This is a genomic window from Halomonas sp. NCCP-2165 (assembly GCF_023708045.1).
GTDB classification, from domain to species: Bacteria; Pseudomonadota; Gammaproteobacteria; order Pseudomonadales; family Halomonadaceae; genus Bisbaumannia; species Bisbaumannia pacifica.
The window spans coordinates 98,577-119,353 of sequence record NZ_BRCY01000007.1 but is presented as its reverse complement, the minus strand read 5'-3'; the positions used below and the strand labels follow the sequence as shown (position 1 = coordinate 119,353).

The 20,777-nt window shown below is 69.1% G+C and carries 16 protein-coding genes; 3 read left to right on the top strand and 13 right to left on the bottom strand.

What is annotated here, in order from left to right; all coding sequences use genetic code 11:
* Positions 1-233 (top strand): response regulator transcription factor (locus tag NFU04_RS05875; protein WP_251308575.1); only part of this gene is annotated, 233 nt, incomplete at its 5' end.
* On the opposite strand, the gene NFU04_RS05870 is transcribed toward NFU04_RS05875, so the two are convergent.
* The 6 genes from NFU04_RS05870 to ptsP all read right to left on the bottom strand — a co-directional run bounded on the left by NFU04_RS05870 (position 219) and on the right by ptsP (position 9,414).
* On the bottom strand, positions 219-1,589 hold the full coding sequence (locus NFU04_RS05870; RefSeq protein WP_251308574.1) for a hybrid sensor histidine kinase/response regulator: 1,371 nt from the start codon (positions 1,587-1,589) through the stop codon (positions 219-221). The genes NFU04_RS05875 and NFU04_RS05870 overlap by 15 nt on opposite strands.
* A complete protein-coding gene (gene nosP / locus NFU04_RS05865) occupies positions 1,531-2,682 on the bottom strand; it encodes a nitric oxide-sensing protein NosP (RefSeq protein WP_251308573.1) in 1,152 nt (383 codons plus the stop codon). The genes NFU04_RS05870 and nosP overlap by 59 nt, the downstream gene beginning before the upstream one ends.
* A gap of 122 nt (positions 2,683-2,804) precedes the next feature.
* Entirely contained in the window at positions 2,805-3,383 is a 579-nt protein-coding gene (locus NFU04_RS05860; RefSeq protein WP_251308572.1) for an antibiotic biosynthesis monooxygenase, read from the bottom strand.
* Positions 3,384-3,858: 475 nt separating this feature from the next.
* Positions 3,859-5,595 (bottom strand): PTS fructose-like transporter subunit IIB, encoded by a 1,737-nt coding sequence (locus NFU04_RS05855; RefSeq protein ID WP_251308571.1) that lies wholly within the window; start codon positions 5,593-5,595, stop codon positions 3,859-3,861.
* Positions 5,592-6,566, bottom strand: a complete 975-nt coding sequence (gene pfkB / locus NFU04_RS05850) for a 1-phosphofructokinase (protein WP_251308570.1) — start codon at positions 6,564-6,566, stop codon at positions 5,592-5,594. The genes NFU04_RS05855 and pfkB overlap by 4 nt, the downstream gene beginning before the upstream one ends.
* 1 nt (position 6,567) lies before the next feature.
* Entirely contained in the window at positions 6,568-9,414 is a 2,847-nt protein-coding gene (gene ptsP, locus NFU04_RS05845) for a phosphoenolpyruvate--protein phosphotransferase (protein WP_251308569.1), read from the bottom strand.
* Positions 9,415-9,649: 235 nt separating this feature from the next.
* Between ptsP and cra the strand changes: the two genes are divergently transcribed.
* Positions 9,650-10,657 (top strand): catabolite repressor/activator, encoded by a 1,008-nt coding sequence (gene cra, locus NFU04_RS05840; RefSeq protein ID WP_251308568.1) that lies wholly within the window; start codon positions 9,650-9,652, stop codon positions 10,655-10,657.
* A 98-nt stretch (positions 10,658-10,755) separates the two neighbouring features.
* On the top strand, positions 10,756-11,661 hold the full coding sequence (locus NFU04_RS05835) for a cation diffusion facilitator family transporter (RefSeq protein WP_251308567.1): 906 nt from the start codon (positions 10,756-10,758) through the stop codon (positions 11,659-11,661).
* Positions 11,662-11,721: 60 nt separating this feature from the next.
* On the opposite strand, the gene NFU04_RS05830 is transcribed toward NFU04_RS05835, so the two are convergent.
* From NFU04_RS05830 to NFU04_RS05800, 7 genes are all read right to left on the bottom strand, one after another.
* Complete coding sequence (locus tag NFU04_RS05830; RefSeq protein ID WP_251308566.1) at positions 11,722-13,890, bottom strand: ATP-binding protein; 2,169 nt, start codon at positions 13,888-13,890, stop codon at positions 11,722-11,724.
* 26 nt (positions 13,891-13,916) lie between these two features.
* Entirely contained in the window at positions 13,917-14,429 is a 513-nt protein-coding gene (locus NFU04_RS05825; protein WP_251308564.1) for a putative pterin-binding protein, read from the bottom strand.
* A gap of 242 nt (positions 14,430-14,671) precedes the next feature.
* Positions 14,672-15,490 (bottom strand): DUF2189 domain-containing protein, encoded by an 819-nt coding sequence (locus tag NFU04_RS05820; RefSeq protein WP_251308563.1) that lies wholly within the window; start codon positions 15,488-15,490, stop codon positions 14,672-14,674.
* A 334-nt stretch (positions 15,491-15,824) separates the two neighbouring features.
* On the bottom strand, positions 15,825-16,253 hold the full coding sequence (locus tag NFU04_RS05815) for a universal stress protein (RefSeq protein ID WP_251308562.1): 429 nt from the start codon (positions 16,251-16,253) through the stop codon (positions 15,825-15,827).
* Positions 16,254-16,267: 14 nt separating this feature from the next.
* A complete protein-coding gene (locus tag NFU04_RS05810; RefSeq protein ID WP_251308561.1) occupies positions 16,268-18,874 on the bottom strand; it encodes a TRAP transporter permease in 2,607 nt (868 codons plus the stop codon).
* A 164-nt stretch (positions 18,875-19,038) separates the two neighbouring features.
* Positions 19,039-20,019: a TAXI family TRAP transporter solute-binding subunit gene (locus tag NFU04_RS05805; protein WP_251308560.1), complete on the bottom strand. Its 981-nt coding sequence runs from the start codon at positions 20,017-20,019 to the stop codon at positions 19,039-19,041.
* A 319-nt stretch (positions 20,020-20,338) separates the two neighbouring features.
* Entirely contained in the window at positions 20,339-20,755 is a 417-nt protein-coding gene (locus tag NFU04_RS05800; protein ID WP_251308558.1) for a GNAT family N-acetyltransferase, read from the bottom strand.
* Positions 20,756-20,777: the final 22 nt, after the last annotated feature.

Below are 20,777 nucleotides of genomic sequence, written 5' to 3'. Positions count from 1 at the left end.
TGCACCATATGCGCCAGCACCTCGCGGAGAATCCCCTGACCGTCCTGACCGACAAGCAGCGCGAGGTGCTGGCGCATATGGTGCAGGGGGAGTCCAACAAGATGATCGCCTACCGCCTGGCCATCGCCGAGACCACCGTCAAGACCCATGTCTCGGCGATCCTGCGCAAGCTCAAGGTCAGCAGCCGGGTCCAGGCGATCCTGCTGGCCAGCGACTGGCTAAGACGCGCCTGATTCCTCCCGGCCGGGGCGCCGCAGGCCAAGCATGGCCATCTTGAGACGCAGCGGCTTGACCGGCTTGAGCAGATAGCCGTAGCCCCGGGCCCGCGCCTGGGCCTTGAGCCCGGCATCGTGGTGGGCGGTGATCAGGATCACCGGCAGCTCGGGCCACTCCCGGCGCAATCGCGCCGCCACCGCCAGGCCATCCGTCTCCCCCAGGTGATAGTCGACGATCAACAGGTCCGCCCCCTCGCCGCGCTCCAGGTCGTCGACCCCGGTCGCGGTCCGGGCGTCGCACCCCCAGCCTTCGAGCAGGGCCCGCATGCCGATGCAGGTCTCCGGGTCGTTATCGATCACCCAGGCCGTCAGGCCCCTCAGCGGCGCCTCCGCCCCGACCTCCGGCGGCGCCTCGGGATAGGTCCGCCCATAGGGCACCCGGATCGAGAACCGGGCCCCCCGCCCGGGCCGGGAGACCAGCCCCAGGGGGTGATCGAGCAGGCCGGCGATGCGCTCGACGATGGCCAGCCCCAGGCCCAGGCCGCGGTCGGCGCGGTTCCGGTCGGCGGGCCCCCGGCGAAACTCCTCGAAGATCGCCCGCTGCTGGTCCTCGGCGATGCCGCAGCCGCTGTCGACCACCCAGATCTCGAGGCCCTCGGGGCGGCGCCGGCAGCCCAGCAACACCCGCCCCGAGGGGGTATAGCGGATGGCATTGCCGAGCAGGTTGCGCACCACCCGGGCCAGCAGGGTCAGGTCGGAGTCGATGACCGCCCGGCTCGGCACATAGTGGAAGTCGAGCCCTTCGGCGGCGGCCAGTTGGCGATGCTCCTCGGCCAGCACATCGAGGAGCTCGCCGACCGGGAAGCTGCCGCGATCGGGCGTCAGCACCCCGGCATCCAGCCGCGAGATATCCACCAGGGTGCCCAGCAGCGTCTCCACGTCCTGCAGGGAACGGCCGATATGCCGCACCAGGCGCCGCGGCTCCTCGCCCAGGTCCTGGGACTCCAGGGCACTGCTGAACAGGCGTGCCGCATTGAGGGGCTGCAGCAGATCGTGGCTGACCGCGGCCAGGAACTTGCTCTTGGAGAGGTTGGCCGCCTCGGCCTCCGCCTTGGCCTCGCGCAGCGCCTCCAGGGTATGGCGCAGGGTCTCGGTGCGCTCGCGCACCTGCTCGGCCAGCACCACCGTATGCTCGAAGGCGGCATAGGGGGCGGTGCCCGGTTGGGCGCTGGACTCCACCCGCTCGATCAGGGCGGCGCAGATGCGCCGCAGGCGGGCGTTCTCCTCGACCAGCGCCGCCGGGCTCTGGCCCGGCTCAATCCCCGGCAGATCCAAGGGCGACGCCGGTGAAGGTCTGGTTGATGTGTCGACCATGGTGCTGTTCCCCGTAAGTATTGAAGCCGATCACCCGGCGCTCCCGCAGCAGCCGCGAAGCCGCCTCCTGCCGTCCCAGGGCCTCGATCTCCAGGCGCCGCAGGAAGCAGTCGCAGCCGATGATCAGGCTCGGCGGACCCAGGCGGCTGGCCAGGGCATCCAGGGTCGCGGCCAGGTCCTCGAGGATCGGCGCCGGGGTCATGGCGGTCAGCACGATGCCGGTCTCCACCGCGCAATAGAAGCTCAGGCTGCCATCCGCATTGACCCGCTGGATGGAGCGCACGAAGTGGTCGTCACCGATGCGTACCGCCAGGGGATGGCGAGCGAAGACCCCGGCGTCCAGGGCCTCGGGAGCCAGCCCCACCAGCCGGGCATAGGCCTCGACGGCGGGAACGGCATTGAGCTCCAGCACCCGGCGTCGCTCCCGGTCGGCGCGGGTGACCACCAGCTTCTCGCCCCGCGGTCGCAGGTGGTGGGTGCTGAAGACCTCGAAGGGCAGGCGGGTATTGATGGCCAGCACCACCGCCGCCCCGCTATGGAAGCGTCCCTGGCTGTACACATGGGTACGGGCCAGGTAATTGTCGTCCCCCGCCGAGCCCCCGAAGCTGGGGATGCTGCCCAGGGCCGCGTCCAGGGTCGCCAGCACCTGCTCCTCGCGGCTGGAGAGCCCATCCAGCAGGGTCATCACGAAGGTCTGCTCGGCGATGGGCGCCAGGGCCTGGCGGCGACAATCCGCCAGCAAGTCGTCGCAGAGGCGCTGGGCCTGGACCAGGTCGAAGGCCTCCAAGTCGGTGACCAGGGCCAGGGAGACCGCGAAGTGGCGGGCATCGAAGCCGATGGCGACCACCCGTCCCCGGCCATAGCCCTCGCTGGTGATCTCCCCGGCGGTGGTGCAGCCGGCCACGGGCACCTCGCCGAAGGCGGCGGTCAGCGCCTCGCCCAGGGCGTCGAGGGGGTACTCGGTGCTGCAGAAGAACAGCACCAGCTCCAGCTGGGAATGCCGCAGCGCCGCCGCCAGCTCGGCGGCGGCGGCCTCGGGGTCCCGGGCCCGGGTATCGGCCTGGCACAGGGGCGGGGCGACGGTATCACGCATGACAGGGCATCCTTTCTCGGTCTGCGGCCAGTCTAGCACCCCGAGAAACGCCGGGATAAAGGGATTCAGGCCCTAGCATGGGTGCCAGAGGGGCGCCCGGTGCGCCTGGGGCAGAACTGACGTCAGGCCCTCAACTGGTGCCAGAAGCGCGCCAGGCGCCCCCTGTTGGTGCGGCCGGGTCGGGCAGTGAGCCAGGGCGCCAGCCAGCGGGTCACCAGGGGGATGAACAGGAACACCATCACCGGGGTCAGCATCAGGGTGGTGGCCAGCACCCTGAGCACCAGGGGCAGGCTCGCCAAGGCCTCGCCGAACAGCCATTGATGGCCCAGGGAGACCGGGAAGAAGGCCAGCCAGATGGCCACCGCCTGCTTCCAGCGCGGCGGGGTCTGGCCGCCGGCCTCGCGGAACCAGCTATCGAGGCCGGTGGCGCGGTGCGCGTGGGGCGTCAGGTAGAGGCCCTCGCCGCGTTCGAGCCAGGCGCGCCGGGAGGCGGAGTGCTCCCAGGCGTCGAGGGTCTCGGCATCGCTGAAGCGGAAGATGATCTGGTACTCGTCGTCGCCGGGGGGCGGCGCCAGCACGCCGGAGCCCAGGTAACCGCGGAAGTCGGCGGCGAGCTCGCGGCCCTCGTCGAGCCAGGCCATGAAGTCGGGGTAGCGGCCGCGGGCCACGCGGCGGGCCACCATCAGGGTGACGGGTGACATCGTGTATCTCCTCGATCCACACGGCGACCCGGGTAGGGTCGCCTCGGCAGTCGGGGCCGGGTAAGGCCCCCTGCATGGGGGATGCAAAAAGTACACCATTTCTCGGTGCGTCTCTACCACCGCGCAGAGAGGGGGAATGGCTAAGGAGCGCTGGGGACACGCCCCTCGGCCATTCTCCAACGATAAGCCCTCCCAAAAAGAGATTCTGCTCAGACTTAGCGTAAAACCACGACATGGCAGATCTCCGGCTTGCTGTTGTGGGAACTCGGCTATGCCGAGTGATGGGTCAGCCCCCCAGGGCGCCTGGCGGCGCCAATCGCTCGGAAGAATCCGAGCTCCCACAGAAACCACGGTGGCGGTTTGGGGGGCAGCATAGAATCTTCCAGCATGGCATTCACGCCAGAGTGCGAAGAACCTAACAAAAAGGGCATGGCTATCCTGGCCATGCCCTTGGCTTGCCTGCCGCGCGGGTCGCTCAGGCGGCCACCGCCACCGGGGCGGCGCCGCGCTTGATCATGGCGTAACCCAGGCCGGTGATCAGCGAGCCGATCACGATGGCGCCCAGGTAGAGCAGCGCCGGGGTGATGGCGTTGGGGATCAGCAGCACGAAGATGCCGCCGTGGGGAGCCATCAGCTTGGCGCCCACCAGCATGGAGAGGGCCCCGGTCACCGCGCCGCCCAGCATGCAGGCCGGAATCACCCGCAGCGGGTCCTTGGCGGCGAAGGGGATGGCGCCCTCGCTGATAAAGCAGAAGCCCAGCACGAAGGAGGCCTTGCCCGCCTCCCGCTCCGGCTCGGAGAACTTCGACTTGGCCACGAAGCTGGCGATGCCCATGCCGATGGCCGGCACCATGCCGGCGGCCATGATCGCCGCCATGGGACCATAGGTCTCGGAGGCCAGCAGGCCGACGCCGAAGGTGTAGGCGGCCTTGTTGACGGGTCCGCCCAGGTCGAAGCACATCATCGAACCCAGCAGGATGCCCAGCAGCACGGCGTTGGTGGAGCCCATGCCCTCGAGGAAGGTGGTCAACGCGGAGAGCACGGCCGCCACCGGCTCGCCGACCACATAGATCATCGTCAGGCCGGTGACCAGGCTGGCCACCAGGGGGATGATCAGGATCGGCTTGAGGGACTCGACGCTCGGGGGCAGCTTGACGTGGCGCGCCACGGCCAGCGCCACATAGCCGGCCAGGAAGCCGGCGAGGATACCACCGATAAAGCCGGCGCCGATCTCCGCGGCCAGCATGCCGCCGATCATCCCCGGGGCGATGCCGGGGCGGTCGGCGATGGAGTAGGCGATATAGCCGGCCAGCACCGGAATCATCAGGGCGAAGGCGGTGCCGCCGCCGATCTGCATCAGCGCCGCGGCGAGGGTCCCCTCCTCCTGGAAGGCCTCGATACCGAAGACGAAGGAGAGCGCGATCAGCAGGCCCCCGGCCACCACCATGGGCAGCATAAAGGAGACCCCGGTGAGCAGGTGCTTGTAGACGCCCTTCTCCTTGATGCCCTTCTTCGCCTCGCCCTTGCCCGAGGATATGGCGGCGCCGGCGCTCTCCACCTCGGCGTTCTCCAGCGCCGCGGCGATGGTGGCCTGGGCCTTCTTCAGGGCATTGCCGGTGGAGGTGCGGTAGACCCGCTTGCCGGCGAAGCGGGTGGGATCCACCTCGATATCGCAGGCCAGGATCACCACCTCGGCGGCGGCGATCTCCTCGTCGGTGAGCTGGTCCTGGGCGCCCACCGAGCCCTGGGTCTCGACGCGGATCTCGTGGCCCAGCGCCTTGCCCGCTTCACTCAGGGCCTCGGCGGCCATAAAGGTATGCGCCACCCCGGTGGGACAGGCGGTCACCGCCACGAGGCGCGTGGCGCCGGCGGGAGCCGCCGGGGCCTCCTCGGCCGGGGCGCTGAACTCGCCGGCGTCCCGCTCGGCCCGGGCCAGGAAGGCCCCGGGGTCGGCCAGGGCCTCGGCCAGCGGGGCCTGGAAGAGGCGCTTGCCGGCGAAGCGTGCCGGCTCCGGCACCCGCTCCGCGGCCACCACCACCAGGTCGGCGGCGGCGATGGCCTCGGCGTCGAGGGGCGTGACGGGTTCGAGCTGGCTATGCATCTCCACCCGGGCCTGCCAGCCCAGCCGGCCGGCGGCCTGCTCCAGGCGGCGGGCGGCGAGGAAGGTGGTGGCCATGCCGCTGGGGCAGGCGGTCACGAGGATGACGTTCATGCGAGGGCTCCCCCTGCGTCCACGTCGTTGAGACGACGCACGCGGGTCTGTTGTTGGAGTTGATGGAGGTCCGGGGCCTGGGGATTGCCCACCCCGAGATGACGGACCGCTTCGGCGGAGAGGGCCGTGGCCAGGCGCAGGGTGCGCTCGGCGGGCCAGTTGGCCAGCACGCCATGCAGCATGGCGGCGACCAGGGTGTCGCCGGCACCCACGGTGCTGGCCACGTCCACGGCGGGGGGCAGGGCCTGCCAGGCACCGCGCCGGCCCACCCAGAGCACGCCCTCGGCGCCGGCGGAGATCACCGCCTCGTCGACGCCGGCGGCGTGCAGGCGCAGGCCGGCGCGCCGCCGGGCCGCCGCCGACTCGAGGGACTCGCCGGCCCAGGCGGCCAGCTCCTCCTCGTTGGGCTTGACCGCGGTGGGCCCCGCGGCGATGGCGGCGTCGAGCGCCGCGCCACTGGTGTCCACCCAGAGCGGCAGGCCATGGGCCTGGAGGCGGGTAATCAGCCCGGCCAGATCCGCCGGGGCGAGCCCCGGCGGCAGGCTGCCGGCGATCACCAGGGCCTGGGGGCGCCGCGCGGGATCGCTCAGGCGCGCCGCCAGGTCACGTTCCAGGTCCGCCAGGTCGGCGGCACTCAGGGAGAGGCCCGGACCATTGATATCGGTGACCCGGCCGTCCGCCTCGGCCAGCTTGGCGTTGATGCGGGTCTCGCCGGGGCGGCGCAGGCAGGCATCCTCCACCCCCAGGGCCTGGAAGGCGCGCAGGAAGGGGCCGTCGTTGTCGGCGCCGAGGACGCCCGCCACGGCGACCTCATGGCCGAGGCCCACCAGCACCCGGGCCACGTTGACGCCCTTGCCGGCGGCCTCCAGGTGGGTCTCCCGGGTGCGGTTGACCTCGCCGGGGACCAGCCGCTCGAGGCGCAGCGACAGGTCCAGGGCGGGATTCAGGGTCAGGGTCAGGATCTTGGCCATCTCAGCGCGCCTCCAGGGCGTCGCGCACCGCCTCGGCGGTGGCCTGGGCCAGGGCCAGCTCGGCCCGGGCGCGGGCCTCGTCGAGATCGAACTCGCGCAGCCGCGCCTTGACCAGCGGCACCTGGCGGGCGCTCACCGAGAGCTCATCGACGCCCAGTCCCACCAGCACCGGCACGGCGGCGGCATCCGAGGCCAGCTCGCCGCACACCCCCACCCATTTGCCCCGGGCATGGGCGGCGCTCACGGTCATCTCGATCAGCCGCAGCACCGCCGGGTGCAGGCCGTCGGCCTGGGCGGAGAGCTCCGGATGGCCACGATCGATGGCCAGGGTGTACTGGGTCAGGTCGTTGGTGCCCACCGAGAAGAAGTCCACCTCGGCGGCCAGGCTCGGCGCCAGCAGCGCCGCCGAGGGCACCTCGATCATCACCCCCAGCTGGACGTCGGTGGCCCGCACGTCCTCGGGCAGCGCCTCCAGCAGGCGATCGAAGAGGGCCCGCACGGTGCGGAACTCGGCGACGTCCTTGACCATCGGCAGCATGATGCGCAGCGGACGGCCGACACTCGCCATCAGCAGCGCCCGGAGCTGGGTCTCCAGCACCTCGGGACGGGTCAGCGCCAGGCGAATGCCGCGCAGGCCCAGGAAGGGGTTGTCCTCCTGGGGCACCGGCCAGTAGGCCAGCGGCTTGTCGCCGCCCACGTCCAGGGTGCGGGCCACCAGGGGGCGACCGTCCAGGGCGTCCAGGGCCTCCCGGTACTCGGCGATCTGGGCCTCCAGGTCCGGCGCCTGGGCATGGGCCATGAAGATGAATTCGGTGCGCAGCAGCCCCACCCCCTCGGCGCCGCGCTCCACGGCATCGGCGGCGTGGGCGGTATTGCCCAGGTTGGCGGCCACCTCGACCCGATGGCCGTCGGCGGTGGCGGCGGGCTCGAAACGCGCCGCCCAGGCCGCCTTCTCGCGGGCCTCGCGCTCCTTGAGGCGCAGCTCGGCGCGATCGCGGCGCTCCTGGGAAGGCCGCGGGATCACCTGGCCCCGCTCGCCGTCGAGGATCAGCTCGTCGCCGTCGACAAGGGTCAGCACCCGCTCGCCGGCCCCCACCACGGCGGGGATGCCCAGCGCCCGGGCGAGGATGGCGCTATGGGCGGTGGCGCCGCCGCGGGCGGTCAGCAGGCCGCGCACCCGGGCGGTGTCCAGGCGCGCCACGTCGGAGGGGCCCAGGTCGTCGGCCACCAGGACATAGGGGTGCGCCGGCGGCTCGGGCAGCGCCACCTCACAGAGGATGCCCAGCACCCGACGTCCCACGTCACGCAGGTCGGCGGCGCGCTCGGCCAGCAGGCGGTCGGCCAGGGCCTCCTGGGCCCGGGCGGCGGTCTCGATGGCCTCCCACCAGCCGGCCTCGGCGGAGGCGCCGTCGCGGATGCCCTCCAGGGCGGCCTGATAGAGCTCCGGGTCCTCCAGCATCTCCTCGTGCATGGAGAGGATCTCCGCCACCTCGCCGCCCCGGGCCTGGGTCACCAGGGTCTCGAGCTGCTCGGCGCCCTCGCGGATCGCCGCGCCCAGGCGCCGCTCCTGCTCGGCGGCGTCCGCGGCCCGGGCCGGGTAGTCGAAGCGCGGGGTGCGCATCACGAACAGCGGGGCGATGGCCAGCCCCGGGGAGGCGGCCACCGCCGGATGGGGACGATCCGCCGCCAGCGGTTCCAGGACCGGGGCCGGCGCTTCGGCGACGATGGCATCGCGCCCCTCGTCGAAGGGGGAGACCCGCTCGCCGAGGCCATCGCGCACCGCCCGGTCGATGGCGGCCAGGGCCTCCCCGGCCCCCTCTCCCTCGGCGGAGAAGACCAGCCGCTGGCCGCGGCGGGCGCCCAGGCCGATCACCTTGGTGAGGCTGGTGGCGGCCACCGCCTCGCCGCCCTCGGCCAGGCGCACCTTGATCGCCAGGCCCTGGGCCCGGGCCACCTGGATCAGCTGCTTGGCGGGGCGGGCGTGCAGGCCATGGGCATTGAGGACCCGCACGGTCAGGGTCTCGGCCCCGGCGCCCTCGCCGGCCAGACGCGCCAGCACGGTCTGGACCGAGGCCCCGGCGAGCTCGCCCCCCTGCCCCGTTTCCAGCAGGGCGCTGAGCCGCTCCAGCAGGCCGCGGTGGGCATCGCCCCGGGCCGCCAGGCAGAAGACCCCGGTGACGGCGCCGGCCTCGGCGGGGGTAGCCAGGGCCAGGGCCGGGGTGACGACCTCGCGATGGCTATGGGTCAGCCACAGCCCCTGGCCCAGGGCCAGCGGCGGCTGCTCGGCGATGGCCGCGACGAAGCCCGGGGCCACGCAGCCGGCCTGACGCAGCCGCGCCGCGGCGGCCAGGGCCAGCTCCTCGGCGGAGTGGGCCGGGAAGCCCAGGCAGAGGGTCTCGGCATCCAGGCGCGCCTCCACCACTGCCTGGGAGAGCAAGGCGGCCACCTGGGCCGGGGAGTCCGCGGCGGCCAGGCGTTCGCCGACCCCGTCCCGGTCCAGCACATGGGTCAGCTGACGCAGGATATCCAGGTGCTCATCGTTCTGGGCGGCGATGGTCACCAGCACATGGACCCGCTGGCCGTCGTGCCAGTCGAGGCCGCGGGGAAACTGCAGCACCCGCACGCCGGTCTGCTTGACGTGGCGACGGCTCTCGGGGGTGCCGTGGGGAATGGCAATGGCATTACCCAGGTAGGTGGAAGACTGCGCCTCCCGGGCGTGCAGGCCCTGGCGGTAGTCGGCCTCGACCAGGCCCGCCGCCTGCAGCGCCTCGGCGGCATGGTCGAGGGCCGCCTGCCAGTCGCTGGCCTCGCAGCCCAGCAGGATGTCCTCCTGGCGTAACGTGAGCATGGGGTGCCTCCTGTGGTGGGCGCGCCTACCGCCCTGAGTCGAGTCTAGCCGGCCCAGCCGATGGCCAGGCTCGAGACAAATCGGGTGAATTCGCTTAGATGAATCGTGTCACCTATGTTTTTATACAAGGCTGGATCGTGTCACCCAAATAATCAAGCGGCTCGTTATTCGACTTTCGCAGGGGGCGGGTCGCCTCGCCATGACGTAGAATCGTGCCAGCCGCAAGGAGAGCCCCATGACACTCGCCGAAATCGCCCGCCTGGCGGGGGTATCCCGTACCACCGCCAGCTATGTCATCAATGGCCAGGCCCGGGCGCGACGCATCAGCCAGGAGACCGTGGACAAGGTCATGGCGGTGGTGGAGCAGCACCACTACCGCATCGATGCCCAGGCCGCGGCCCTGCGCCGTGGCGCCAGCCATACCCTGGGGCTGATCATCCCCGACCTGGAGAACGCCAGCTATGCGCGCCTGGCCAAGCGCCTGGAGCGGGGCGCCCGGGCCCAGGGCTATCAGCTGCTGATCGTCGGCTCCGACGACGACCCGGACAGCGAGCGGGAACTGGCCCGGGCGCTGCGCGCCCAGCGCTGCGAGGCGCTGATCACCGCCAGCTGCCTGCCCGAGGAGGACCCGCTCTACGTCGAGCTGATGGCCGCCGGCCTGCCGGTGATCGCCGTGGACCGGGCCCTGGATCCGTCACGCTTCGTCAGCGTGGTCAGCAACAACCGCGAGGCCGCGCGTCAGTTGAGCGCCTCGGTACTGGGCCCCGGGGTAGAGCGGGTGGTGTGGTTCGATGCGGTGGCGGAGCTCTCCATCACCCGGGCGCGCCGCACCGGCTTCCGCGCGGCGATGGCCGAGGGCGACTATCGCAGCGAGATCGCCTGCGCCTCCCGCTATGACCGGGATCAGGGCGCGGCGCTGATGCGCGACCTGCTGGCCGGGCCGGGCCTGCCGGACGCCCTGATCACCGCCTCCTTCACCCTGCTGGATGGGGTCCTGGACGTACTGCTGGAGGAAGGCGGCCTGCCCCCCTCGCTGCGCCTGGCCACCTTCGGCGACGATCGCCTGCTGGACTTCCTGCCGCTGCCGGTCAATGCCCTGCCCCAGGATCACGACCGCATCGCCGAGCTGACCCTGTCCCGGGCCCTGGACGCGGCCCGCGGTCACTATGTCCCCGGGCAGGTGCTGGTGGAGCGCCGCCTGCATCGTCGCCTGCCCCTGGCCGCCCCCGACCGACTGATATAAGATATTCAACACCTGTTTATCTAATCTCCCCAACCATCGGGGAATAGCGCCCCGGATAACGAGAAATCGTTATCCGGGGCCGAGTCGTCGGTGAAAAAATGCAACCAACTCTCGAGCAGCGCACCCTCAAGCTCTCCATCGTCATGACCCTCTCGGTCGCCAGCCTGGGAGTGCTCTTCGGGCTGCTCTCCGGCTCGCAATCGATCCTCTTCGACGGCGTCTTCTCGACCATCGATGCCGGCATGTCGCTGCTCTCGCTATGGGTCTCGCGACTGCTGATGCGCGAGTCCAGCCCGCGCTTCCAGCACGGCTACTGGCATCTGGAGCCGCTGGTGGCGGCCCTCAACGGCGCCATCCTCACCCTGCTGTGCTTCTACGCCTTCCTCAATGCCCTGCGTGGCCTGATGGAGGGGGGCCGGGTGCTGGCCTTCGACCTGGCCATCGTCTATGCGCTGGTGGTGGCCCTGGTCTGCTTCGCCATGGCCGCCTACCAGCGGCGGGTCAATCGCCGGGTGGGCTCGGAGTTCCTGCGCATCGATGCCCAGGGCTGGCTGATGGCGGGGCTGATCACCGCCGCCCTGCTGCTGGCCTTCGTGATCGCCCTGCTGCTGGAGGGAAGCGCCGCCGCGCCCTGGATCCCCTATATCGATTCCCTGCTGCTGGCGTGTCTGACCCTGTCCTTTTTGCCGGTGCCCATCGGCATCGTGCGCCGCGCCATGAAGGAGGTGCTGATGGTGGCGCCCAGCGCCCTGGATCGGGAGGTGCGAGGCGTGATGGAGAAGGTGATGCGCCGCGATGGCCTGCTCGCCTACCATAGCCATGTGGCCAAGACCGGGCGGGTCTCGGTGATCGAGATTCATATCGTTACCCGTCCCGATTTCGCCGCCGAGACCGGGGTGGCGGCGCTGGACGAGATTCGCCGGGAGATCGACGCCGGCCTGAGCATTCCCGCCGAGAAGCGCTGGTTTACCCTGGCGGTTACCGCCGATCCACGCTGGGCCTGAGCGGCTATTTAGGCCCCCGCCCCAGGCCGCGACACCCTCGCTGCCGACCGATCAGCCCAGTCAACCATCCGTTTCCGGCAGCGCCTCCAGCCACGCCTGAAGGGCCTCCTGCAACGGGGCCCGCGCCGCTTCCAGGGCGGTCATGGCATCCCCCATGGCCGCCTCGTTGGCGTCCCGGGCCTCGCGCTCCAGTTCGCCGGCCAACCAGGCCAGCCGGCAGGCCCCGACGCTGGCCGACTCACCCTTGAGCAGATGCGCCAGTTGCATGGCCTCGCGAGTTTCTCCCGCCCTGACTCGACGCGCCAGGGTGGCCAGGCGGTCGGGGAGCTGTCGGCAGTAAAGGCTAACCAGGGAGCGCACGCCGGGGGGCCCGAGGCTGTCGCGCAGCTCCTCGAGGGTAGCGGCCTCCAGGTCCTGGGTCGGTGGCGCCGCGGCGAGGGCCGGGGCCTCGCTCCCCCCCAGGTGATGAGAAAGCAGGGCCACCAGCTCGTTGCGATAGAAGGGCTTGGTCAGGTAGTCGCTCATGCCGGCGGCCAGGCAGCGCTGGCGTTCGTCATCCAGGCCCCCAGCGGTCATGGCGACGATGGGCACCTCGGCCAGCCAGCCGCCCCGGGCACGCAGTCGGCGCGTGGCCTCCAGCCCATCCATATCGGGCATCTGGAGATCCATAAAGATCAGCGCGAAGTCCTGCTCCTCGACCCGGGTCAGCGCCTCGTTGCCGTCTTCCGCCAGCACCACCCGGCAGCCCAGGGACTCCAGCATGGCCCAGGCTACCTGTTGATTGACCGGGTTGTCCTCCACGACCAGCAGCCTGGCCTCGTAGCGCGGTTCGCTCGCCATGCCCACACCGGCGTCGGGCACGGGCGTGGCGGGCAGCGAAGCTGCTACCTCCAGGGGGACCTCGATCCAGAAGCGACTGCCCTCCCCCGGACGACTCGTGAAGCCGATCGCCCCGCCCATCGCCTCCGCCAGGCGACGACTGATCGCCAGCCCCAGGCCGGTACCGCCGAAGCGCCGGGCGGTGGAGGGGTCGCCCTGGCGGAACGGTTCGAAGAGGCGAGACTGGGCGGACTCGGGGATGCCGCAGCCGGTGTCGATCACCTCCAGTCGCAGCCGCGAGCCGTCCCGCCACTGCCCCTTCAGCCGCACCTCGCCGCGCTCGGTGAACTTGATGGCGTTGGAGAGCAGATTGAGCAGGACCTGACGCAGGCGACCGGGATCCCCTACCAGGCGAGGCGGCACTCCGGGCGCCAGGTCACAGCCCAGGGCCAGGCCCCGGGAGCGGGCCCGGTAGGCGAAGAGGGTCAGGGCATTCTGGATCACCTCCCGCGGGTCGAAGGGCACCCGTTCCAGTTCCAGGCGCCCCGCCTCGATCTTGGAGAAGTCGAGGATGTCATTGATCAGGTTGAGCAGCAGACCCGCGCTGTCGTGAATGGTGGTGGCGTAGCGATGCGCCGCGGCATCCAGCGGGCGCCCCAGCAGCAGGTCGCTCATGCCGATCACCCCGTTGAGGGGGGTGCGGATCTCATGGCTGACGGTGGCCAGGAACTCCGACTTGGCCTGGTTGGCGGCCCGGGCCTGGCTGGCGGAGACCTCCAGATCCCGACTGAGCCGCTCCAGGGACTCCCGGGCCCGGGCATGGGCACGAGCCTCACGAAACAGGAAGACCGCCACCAGGGCCCCGGCCAGACTCATCAGCAGGATCATCGCCAGCAACAGGCGATAGAGCCCCTGGAGGTTGCGACGCTCCTGATGGGCACTCTCCGCCACATAGCCGTTGATGATCACCACTAGCCGCTCGGTATTGTGGCCCAGGGCGACCAGTTGCTCCTCGAGACGCTGGCGCAGGTCGTCATCGAGGACGCTGGCGGCGTAGAAGCGCTGATCCAGGGCCTCGATCTGGGTCTCCAGGGTCGGCAACAGCTGGCGGGCGGCGGGGATCGATTCCAGCAGCGCCCCCAGCTCGCCGCGGCGCAGCACGTTGAGACGACTATAGAGCAGCTCCAGGGGCAGGCGCAGGGCCTCCAGACCCGCATCCTGGGCCAGCTCGTTGCGTAACTGCACCGTCTCCCGGTCGAGCTTGTAGGCGGCCCAGGTGGTATCGACGCCCACGCTCTGGGCCAGGCTCTCCTGGCGCCACAACACCAGGCCGGTGACGATCACCGCCGCCGAGAAGAAGGCCAGGGTGGCGAAGACCCCCAGCTTGAAGCGAATCGGGTAGCGCAGCATCGGTGGAGGCCTCCCTGCCTGGCGGACTAGCGCACCGTCACCCGGTGAACCTGCCACACCGAACGAAAGCGAATCGCCTCGTTGCGCAGCTCGGGATGCTGGTCGAAGGGGTAGAGCACGAAGAGCGGCCCATAGTCGCGAATCCGCATCGGCTCGCCATCCCGCTCCATGGCCAGGATGACATCATGACGCTGGAAGTCACTGACGGGAATTTCGGCCATGAAGTTGTTGAGGGCGGTGACCTCGAGGCTGTCGCCGCTGGCTCCTACGGCCTCCAGCAGGGCTCGAGCCAGGGGGCCTCGATAGCGGCTGACCCCATCGGTCCAGGGCGTCGAGGTCTCGATACTGCGCCAGGGCAGGGCCTCGAGCATGCGCCGATCGAAGTGGGCTTCGTTGCCCCGATTGGTATGAGTAATGTCGCCCGAGACGATCAGCAGCACCGGCCCCTCGGGAGCCCGCAGCTGATGGGCCACGGCCAGGGAGGGCAAGAGCAGGCAGGCGACGAAAAGCGAACGCCAGGCAAGGGCAAGCTTTCTCATGGACTCATGTTTCGCTAGGGCGCCGCTCCCTGTCCCAGGGAGGACCACCGGTTGAGACGGCACTCGGGCTCCCTATGCCGTCCGGCCAGGCTAACAGGTCTCGCGCCACGCGGCAGTTCTCCCTTGGGCGATATCCATCGGACCGGGCATCCATATTAACGCAGTCTCATGTATCCCCGACACCCTGCCGGGGCCATCACGAAAAAAGGGGGGCCGAGGCCCCCCCGCCCCCTTTCCTCGAGCTAGCCTCGCTCGGCCTGTCCGGGGTGCTCGATGCGCACCAGATCCTCGTAGGCGTGCCAGCTGGCATGCCCCAACACCGGCAGGATCAGCGCCAGGCCGATATAGAAGGTCATCACCCCCACCAGCACGCAACCGGTGAGCATGGCCGCCCACAGCAGCATGGGCCGGAAATTGCGCGCCACCGAGCGGATACTGGCCTCGATGCCCTCCATAAAGGTGAGGTCCTGATCCATCAGGGTAGGGATCGCCACCACGCTGATGGTAAAGGCCCCAAAGGCCAGGACGGCGCCGATGGCGGTACCCACGGCGAGCATGCCGAGCCCCTCGGGGGTAGTCAGCAGTGCCGAATAGAGGGCAGCGGGGCTGGGCACCTCGAAACCGAAGAAGAGCGCGAAAAGCAGGGTGGCCAGGCGGATCCAGGCGAGGAAGAAGATCATCATCATCACGCCCATCATCGCCAGCTGGCCGGTATGGGCGGTCCAGGCGCCGAAGGCATCGCCGAGGGTCGGCGAGCGGCCCGCCTCCAGGGCGCGGCTGATACCGTAGGAGCCCACCGCCACCAGGGGCCCGAGGAACATGAAGCCCGCCACCAACGGCAACAGCCAGTGCCAATAGCCCAGGGTGAAGGCCCCCGCGGTCACGGCGATGCTCAGGCCGACCCAGAACAGGCCGTAGGCCAGGCTGACCGCCGTGGCCTGGCGAAAGTCCTGGAAGCCGGCGGCCAGCCAGGCCTTGGGCCGGTCCATGCCCACCGGGTTGATGGAGATCTTTACCACGGCATCGGTGGGTTTTTGATTCTTGGATGCTGCTGCATTCATGGAACAACCCCTTATCCCGCGAACGGAAAACAGAGCCTGGGTCAGGCGCCGCGACACCCAGGTCGTGGAGGAGACAAGGCTGGATGCCTCTACATTGCTAACTGTAGTCAAGGGCCTCGGGGCGCGCTTCGCCCATCTTCAACGACCGCTGCGCGGTGCCGGCCCGAGCCCACCGCGCCGCGAGGCGCAGTAGGTCCGCGGGGCTCTCCTTGGGTTGCTGGTCGAACCTTCGGCCTTGCAGGCGGTCCGCGGTTTCTATTCCAACGGATGCCAACGAATACCAACGACGACGCCCACCGCAGGGGTGGGCGTCGTCGAGTCCTGCGGCGCTGCCTCAGCGCACGATCATTACCGAGATCTTGCTGTGATGCACCACATGCTCCGCGTTGGGACCCAGCACATAGTCGACGAACTTGCGCTTGTTATGGGAGGCCATCACGATCAGGTCCACCTCGAGCTTCTTGGCGGCCTTGATGATCGCTTCCCAGGGCGAGCCCTCGACGATGGTCCGGTGCACCTCGATATCCTCCGGCACCCGCTCCTTGATGAACTGCTTCTGGGCCTCGCCCAGGGAGTGGTGAGCCTTCTCGGTGAAGTCCTCGGGAAAGTAGGCCCCCACCATCGGCATGCGGAAGTCGGGCATCACCGTCACCACATGCAGGGAGGCTCCGAAGCTGCGACACAGGGTCACCGCCGTGGGCAGGGCCTTCTTCCAGGAGGCCTCCTCGTTGAGGTCCACCGGCAGCAGGATCTTCTTGTACATGGGTCATTCCCCCCTTAGCTGGCCGCCGGGGCGGCCGTGGCGTCGCGGCGGCGACGCTGCATGACGACGATCAGGCCGAACACCAGGAAGGCCGGAATCCACATCAGCTCCTTGGGCCAGCGATCCACCGGCGCCATCACCGAGAGGATCTGCTGGTCGAAGAAGAGTGCCTCGAAGCCGATCTGCTCCGCCTGGCTGCCGAAGGCCACGTTGTCCACGAAGGTACTCCCGTCCTCCTCGCTGCGCAGGCTCAGGCCCAGGGCCTCCATGCGCGCGGCGCCGTTCTCGCCGTCGGGCACCGGCACCAGCAGGTAGCGAGTGAACTGGTCGCCGAAGTCATCCTCGTCGAGGATCTCCACCCGCAGGTTGCTGCCCTCGTCCACCATGCCCAATGCCTGGGCGAACTGCGCCGGCGGCACCGACTGGTAGGGATCATGGATGCGATCCATCCAGAAGCCGGGGCGGAACAGGGTAAAGGCCACCAGCAGCAGCAGCAGCGACTCGTACCAGCGGTTGCGGGCGACCATGAAGCCCTGGGACCCGGCGGCGAAGATCAGCATGGCGATGGTCGCCACCACGAAGATCAGCAGGCCCTGCCAGAGCCCCACCTCGATCAGCAGCAGGTCGGTATTGAAGATGAACAGGAAGGGCAGCGCCGCGGTGCGCAGGCTGTAGTAGAAGGCCTGGAAGCCGGTGCGGATGGGGTCGCCCCCGGAGACCGCCGCGGCGGCGAAGGAGGCCAGCCCCACCGGCGGCGTCACGTCCGCCATGATGCCGAAGTAGAAGACGAAGAGGTGCACGGCGATCAGCGGCACGATCAGGCCGTTCTGCTGCCCCAGCAGCACGATCACCGGCGCCATCAGCGACGACACCACGATATAGTTGGCGGTGGTGGGCAGGCCCATGCCGAGGATCAGGCTGAGCACCGCGGTGAGCAGCAGGATCAGCATCAGGTTGCCCATGGAGAGCACCTCCACCACGTCCGCCAGCACCAGGCCGACGCCGGTCTGGGAGACGGCGCCGACGATGATGCCGGCGGTGGCGGTGGCGATACCGATGCCGATCATGTTGCGGGCCCCGGTGACCAGGCCATCCCAGAGATCGAGGAAGCCCTCCTTGATGTCTTCGCCCAGGCGACTGCGCCCGCGGAAGAGCGCGGTGATCGGGCGCTGGGTGATCATGATGGCGATCATGAAGACCGTGGCCCAGAAGGCCGAGAGCCCGGGCGACAGGCGCTCCACCATCAGGCACCAGACCAGCACGATCACCGGCAGGATAAAGTGCAGCCCGACCATCACCGTGGGCCGCGTCTGCGGCAGCTCGATCACCTCGGAATTGGGGTCGTCCAGCTCCAGCTCCGGATAGTTGGCACCGACCCTGAGCAGGCCCACATAGACCACCGCCAGTACCACCGCCACCACCCAGGGGGTGGCGGCGCCCAGCACCGGCTTGAGCCAGCCCAGGCCGTAGTAGACGCCGAAGGAGAGCGCCATCAGCGCCAGCAGGCCGGTGAGGAAGCCGATCATCTTGTTGAGGAAGGGGCGCGCCGGGTTGCTGGAGGGCAGCCCCGACATGCCGGCCTTGAGGGCCTCCAGGTGGACGATATAGATCAGGGCGATATAGGAGATCAGCGCCGGCAGGAAGGCGTGCTTGATCACCTCCACATAGGAGATGCCCACATACTCCACCATCAGGAAGGCCGCGGCCCCCATTACCGGCGGCATGATCTGGCCATTCACCGAGGAAGAGACCTCCACCGCCCCGGCCTTGTTGGCGGAAAAGCCGACCCGCTTCATCATCGGGATGGTGAAGGTGCCGGTGGTCACGGTATTGGCGATGGAGGAGCCGGAGATCAGCCCGGTCATGCCCGAGGCCACCACCGCCGCCTTGGCGGGGCCGCCGCGATAGTGGCCCAGCAGCGAGAAGGCCACCTTGATGAAGTAGTTACCGGCCCCGGCCTTGTCGAGCAGGGCACCGAACAGCACGAACAGGAAGACGAAGCTGGTGGAGACCCCCAGGGCGATGCCGAAGACCCCCTGGGTCGTCAGCCACTGATGATTGATCAGGCCATCGACGCTGACCCCGCGGTGGGCGAGGATGCCGGGCATATGGGGGCCGAACAGCGAATAGACGATAAATACCAGGGCCACGATCATCAGCGGCGGCCCCAGGGCCCGGCGTGTCGCCTCCAGCAGCAGCAGGATGCCGACCACGCCCACCACCACGTCCTGGGTGATGGGCGCCCCGGGGCGCTCGGCCAGATCGGCATAGAAGAGGAACATATAGGCGCCGCAGAAGGCGGCCACCCCGGCAAACAGCCAGTCCTGCAGGGGAATCCGCTCCCGGGGCGAGCGCTTCAGCGCCGGATAGGCCATAAAGGCCAGGAAGAGCGCGAAGGCCAGGTGGATGGAGCGTGCCTCGGTGGCATTGAAGACCCCGACGCCGGCCAGGTAGGGCAACGGCGAGGCAATCCATAGCTGGAACAGCGACCAGACGGCGGCGATGCTCACCAGCAACTTGCCGGGCACCCCCAGCGGCTTGCGCGCCCCGGAGTCGCTGGAGGCGACCATTTCCTCCAGGTCCACCTCCGAGCCCTGAGGTCTCTGCGTATCGTTAGTCATAAGCGATTCCTGCCTGTTTGATCGAGCCACCGAGTCGAGAATTTGACCATGGTATCGAGTCGTTCCCTGAAAATGCGGAGCCGAAAACCAGGATGCGCGACTCCGGGGGGAGTCGCGCATCCAAGGTGCGGAAGGGCGAACCCTCCTCCGTTACCGTCGCCGGATCACTCGATCCAGCCGCGCTCACGGTAGTAGCGCTCGGCGCCTTCATGCAGCGGCGCGGTGAGGCCGTCGGAGATCATGCTGGCCTCATCGAGGTTCTCGAAGGCCGGGTGCAGACGGGTGAAGCGATCGAAGTTCTCGAACACCGCCTTGACGGTCTCATAGACGATATCCGCGTCGACATCTTCATGCGTGACGAAGGTGGCGGCGACGCCGAAGGTCTCCACGTCCTCGTCGTTGCCGCGATACATGCCACCGGGAATCACCGCCCGGGTGTAGTAGGGGAACTCCTCGACCAGGCCATCGATCTCGGGGCCGGTCACCGGCACCAGGCGGGCATCCACGGTGGTGGTGGCTTCCTGGATGGAGCCATTCGGGTGACCCACCACATAGACCATGGCATCGATATTATTGTCGGACAGCGCCGCGGCCTGCTCGGCGGCATCCAGCTCGGAGGCCAGGGAGAAGACATCGGTATCCCAGCCCATGGCGTCCATCACCACGTTCATGGTGTTGCGCTGGCCGGAGCCCGGGTTACCGATATTGACCCGATGGCCGGGGAAGTCGGAGATATGCTCGATACCGGAGTCGGCCCGAGCCACCACGGTGAGAGGCTCGCCGTGCATGGTGAAGACGGCACGCATCCCTTCCCAGGCACCATCGTCCTCGAAGTTGGCCTCGCCATGGTAGGCGCGATACTGGACGTCGGACTGCACCACGCCCATATCCAGCTCGCCGCTCTTCATGCCGTTGACGTTGGCCACGGAGCCACCGGTGGAGGGAGCGTTACAGCGGATGTTGTGCTCGTCGCTACCGCGATTGACCATCCGGCATACCGACTGACCGACCACATAGTAGACCCCGGTCTGGCCCCCGGTGCCGATGGTGATAAAGCGATCCTGGGCCACCGCCGGTGCGGAAAAGGCGGCCGCGCCCAGCAGCATTCCGGAAACGGCGGCGGCGGAGAAGACATGACGTTTCATCTAGACACCTCTTGGCATGGTTGGTCCCCTGGGGCGCGCCCGAGCACTGATGCCCGAGCCTCCCTTCGGGGTTCAGCATGAAGATAGTTCAGCCTCGGCGGAGGTGCAGCCCTCGAGCCTTACCTCGGTTCAACGTCGCTCCCGCGAAGAAGCGCCACGCCGGCCAAAAGCTCTCTTTACTAAAGCCTAATTTTACACTGAGTCAAACGTTTAACGCACGTTTGAAGCAGGAGAACCATGATGCCAACCCCGAGGCCTCCCGCCGGATCGACCCGCGGGAGGCGCCACCAACAAGCGAGCCAAGGAGGCGAGAAAGTCGCTAGGCGAAGGGCTTCTTGAGAAAGTAGCGGGTGCGATGCTCGCCGGGGACCGGCAATTCGCCGAAGCACTCATAGCCGAGCCGGCGGTAGAAGTCGGGCGCCTGAAAGCCGAAGGTATAGAGCCAGACACCGGCACAGCCCTTCTCCCGGGCCAGGGCCTCGGCGCGGCGCATCAGCTCGGCCCCCTGCCCGCCCCCGCGCAGCGTCTCGGGCACGTAGAGCAGGTCGACATAAAGCCACTCTTGGAAGATATCGCCCCACAGACCGCCGAGAGTTTCGCCCCCTTCATTCTTCAGGAAGAAGGCGAAGGGCTCGGAGCGGGACGGCGGCGCGGCGTGGCGATTGAACTCGACCAGGGGGCGCAGGATGGCCTCCCGCTCCTCGGGGCGAGGCGCCGCAGAGTATTCGATGATCACAGGAGATTCCTCGTTATTGGTG

Coding starts and splice junctions, on each gene's coding strand:
- NFU04_RS05835 (WP_251308567.1), top strand. CDS start 10,756: ATGCAACCAACTCTCGAGCAGCGCACCCTCAAGCTCTCCATCGTCATG.
- NFU04_RS05870 (WP_251308574.1), bottom strand. CDS start 1,589: ATGGTCGACACATCAACCAGACCTTCACCGGCGTCGCCCTTGGATCTG.
- cra (WP_251308568.1), top strand. CDS start 9,650: ATGACACTCGCCGAAATCGCCCGCCTGGCGGGGGTATCCCGTACCACC.
- NFU04_RS05825 (WP_251308564.1), bottom strand. CDS start 14,429: ATGAGAAAGCTTGCCCTTGCCTGGCGTTCGCTTTTCGTCGCCTGCCTG.
- NFU04_RS05815 (WP_251308562.1), bottom strand. CDS start 16,253: ATGTACAAGAAGATCCTGCTGCCGGTGGACCTCAACGAGGAGGCCTCC.
- NFU04_RS05860 (WP_251308572.1), bottom strand. CDS start 3,383: ATGTCACCCGTCACCCTGATGGTGGCCCGCCGCGTGGCCCGCGGCCGC.
- pfkB (WP_251308570.1), bottom strand. CDS start 6,566: ATGGCCAAGATCCTGACCCTGACCCTGAATCCCGCCCTGGACCTGTCG.
- NFU04_RS05855 (WP_251308571.1), bottom strand. CDS start 5,595: ATGAACGTCATCCTCGTGACCGCCTGCCCCAGCGGCATGGCCACCACC.
- ptsP (WP_251308569.1), bottom strand. CDS start 9,414: ATGCTCACGTTACGCCAGGAGGACATCCTGCTGGGCTGCGAGGCCAGC.
- nosP (WP_251308573.1), bottom strand. CDS start 2,682: ATGCGTGATACCGTCGCCCCGCCCCTGTGCCAGGCCGATACCCGGGCC.
- NFU04_RS05810 (WP_251308561.1), bottom strand. CDS start 18,874: ATGACTAACGATACGCAGAGACCTCAGGGCTCGGAGGTGGACCTGGAG.
- NFU04_RS05830 (WP_251308566.1), bottom strand. CDS start 13,890: ATGCTGCGCTACCCGATTCGCTTCAAGCTGGGGGTCTTCGCCACCCTG.
- NFU04_RS05820 (WP_251308563.1), bottom strand. CDS start 15,490: ATGAATGCAGCAGCATCCAAGAATCAAAAACCCACCGATGCCGTGGTA.
- NFU04_RS05805 (WP_251308560.1), bottom strand. CDS start 20,019: ATGAAACGTCATGTCTTCTCCGCCGCCGCCGTTTCCGGAATGCTGCTG.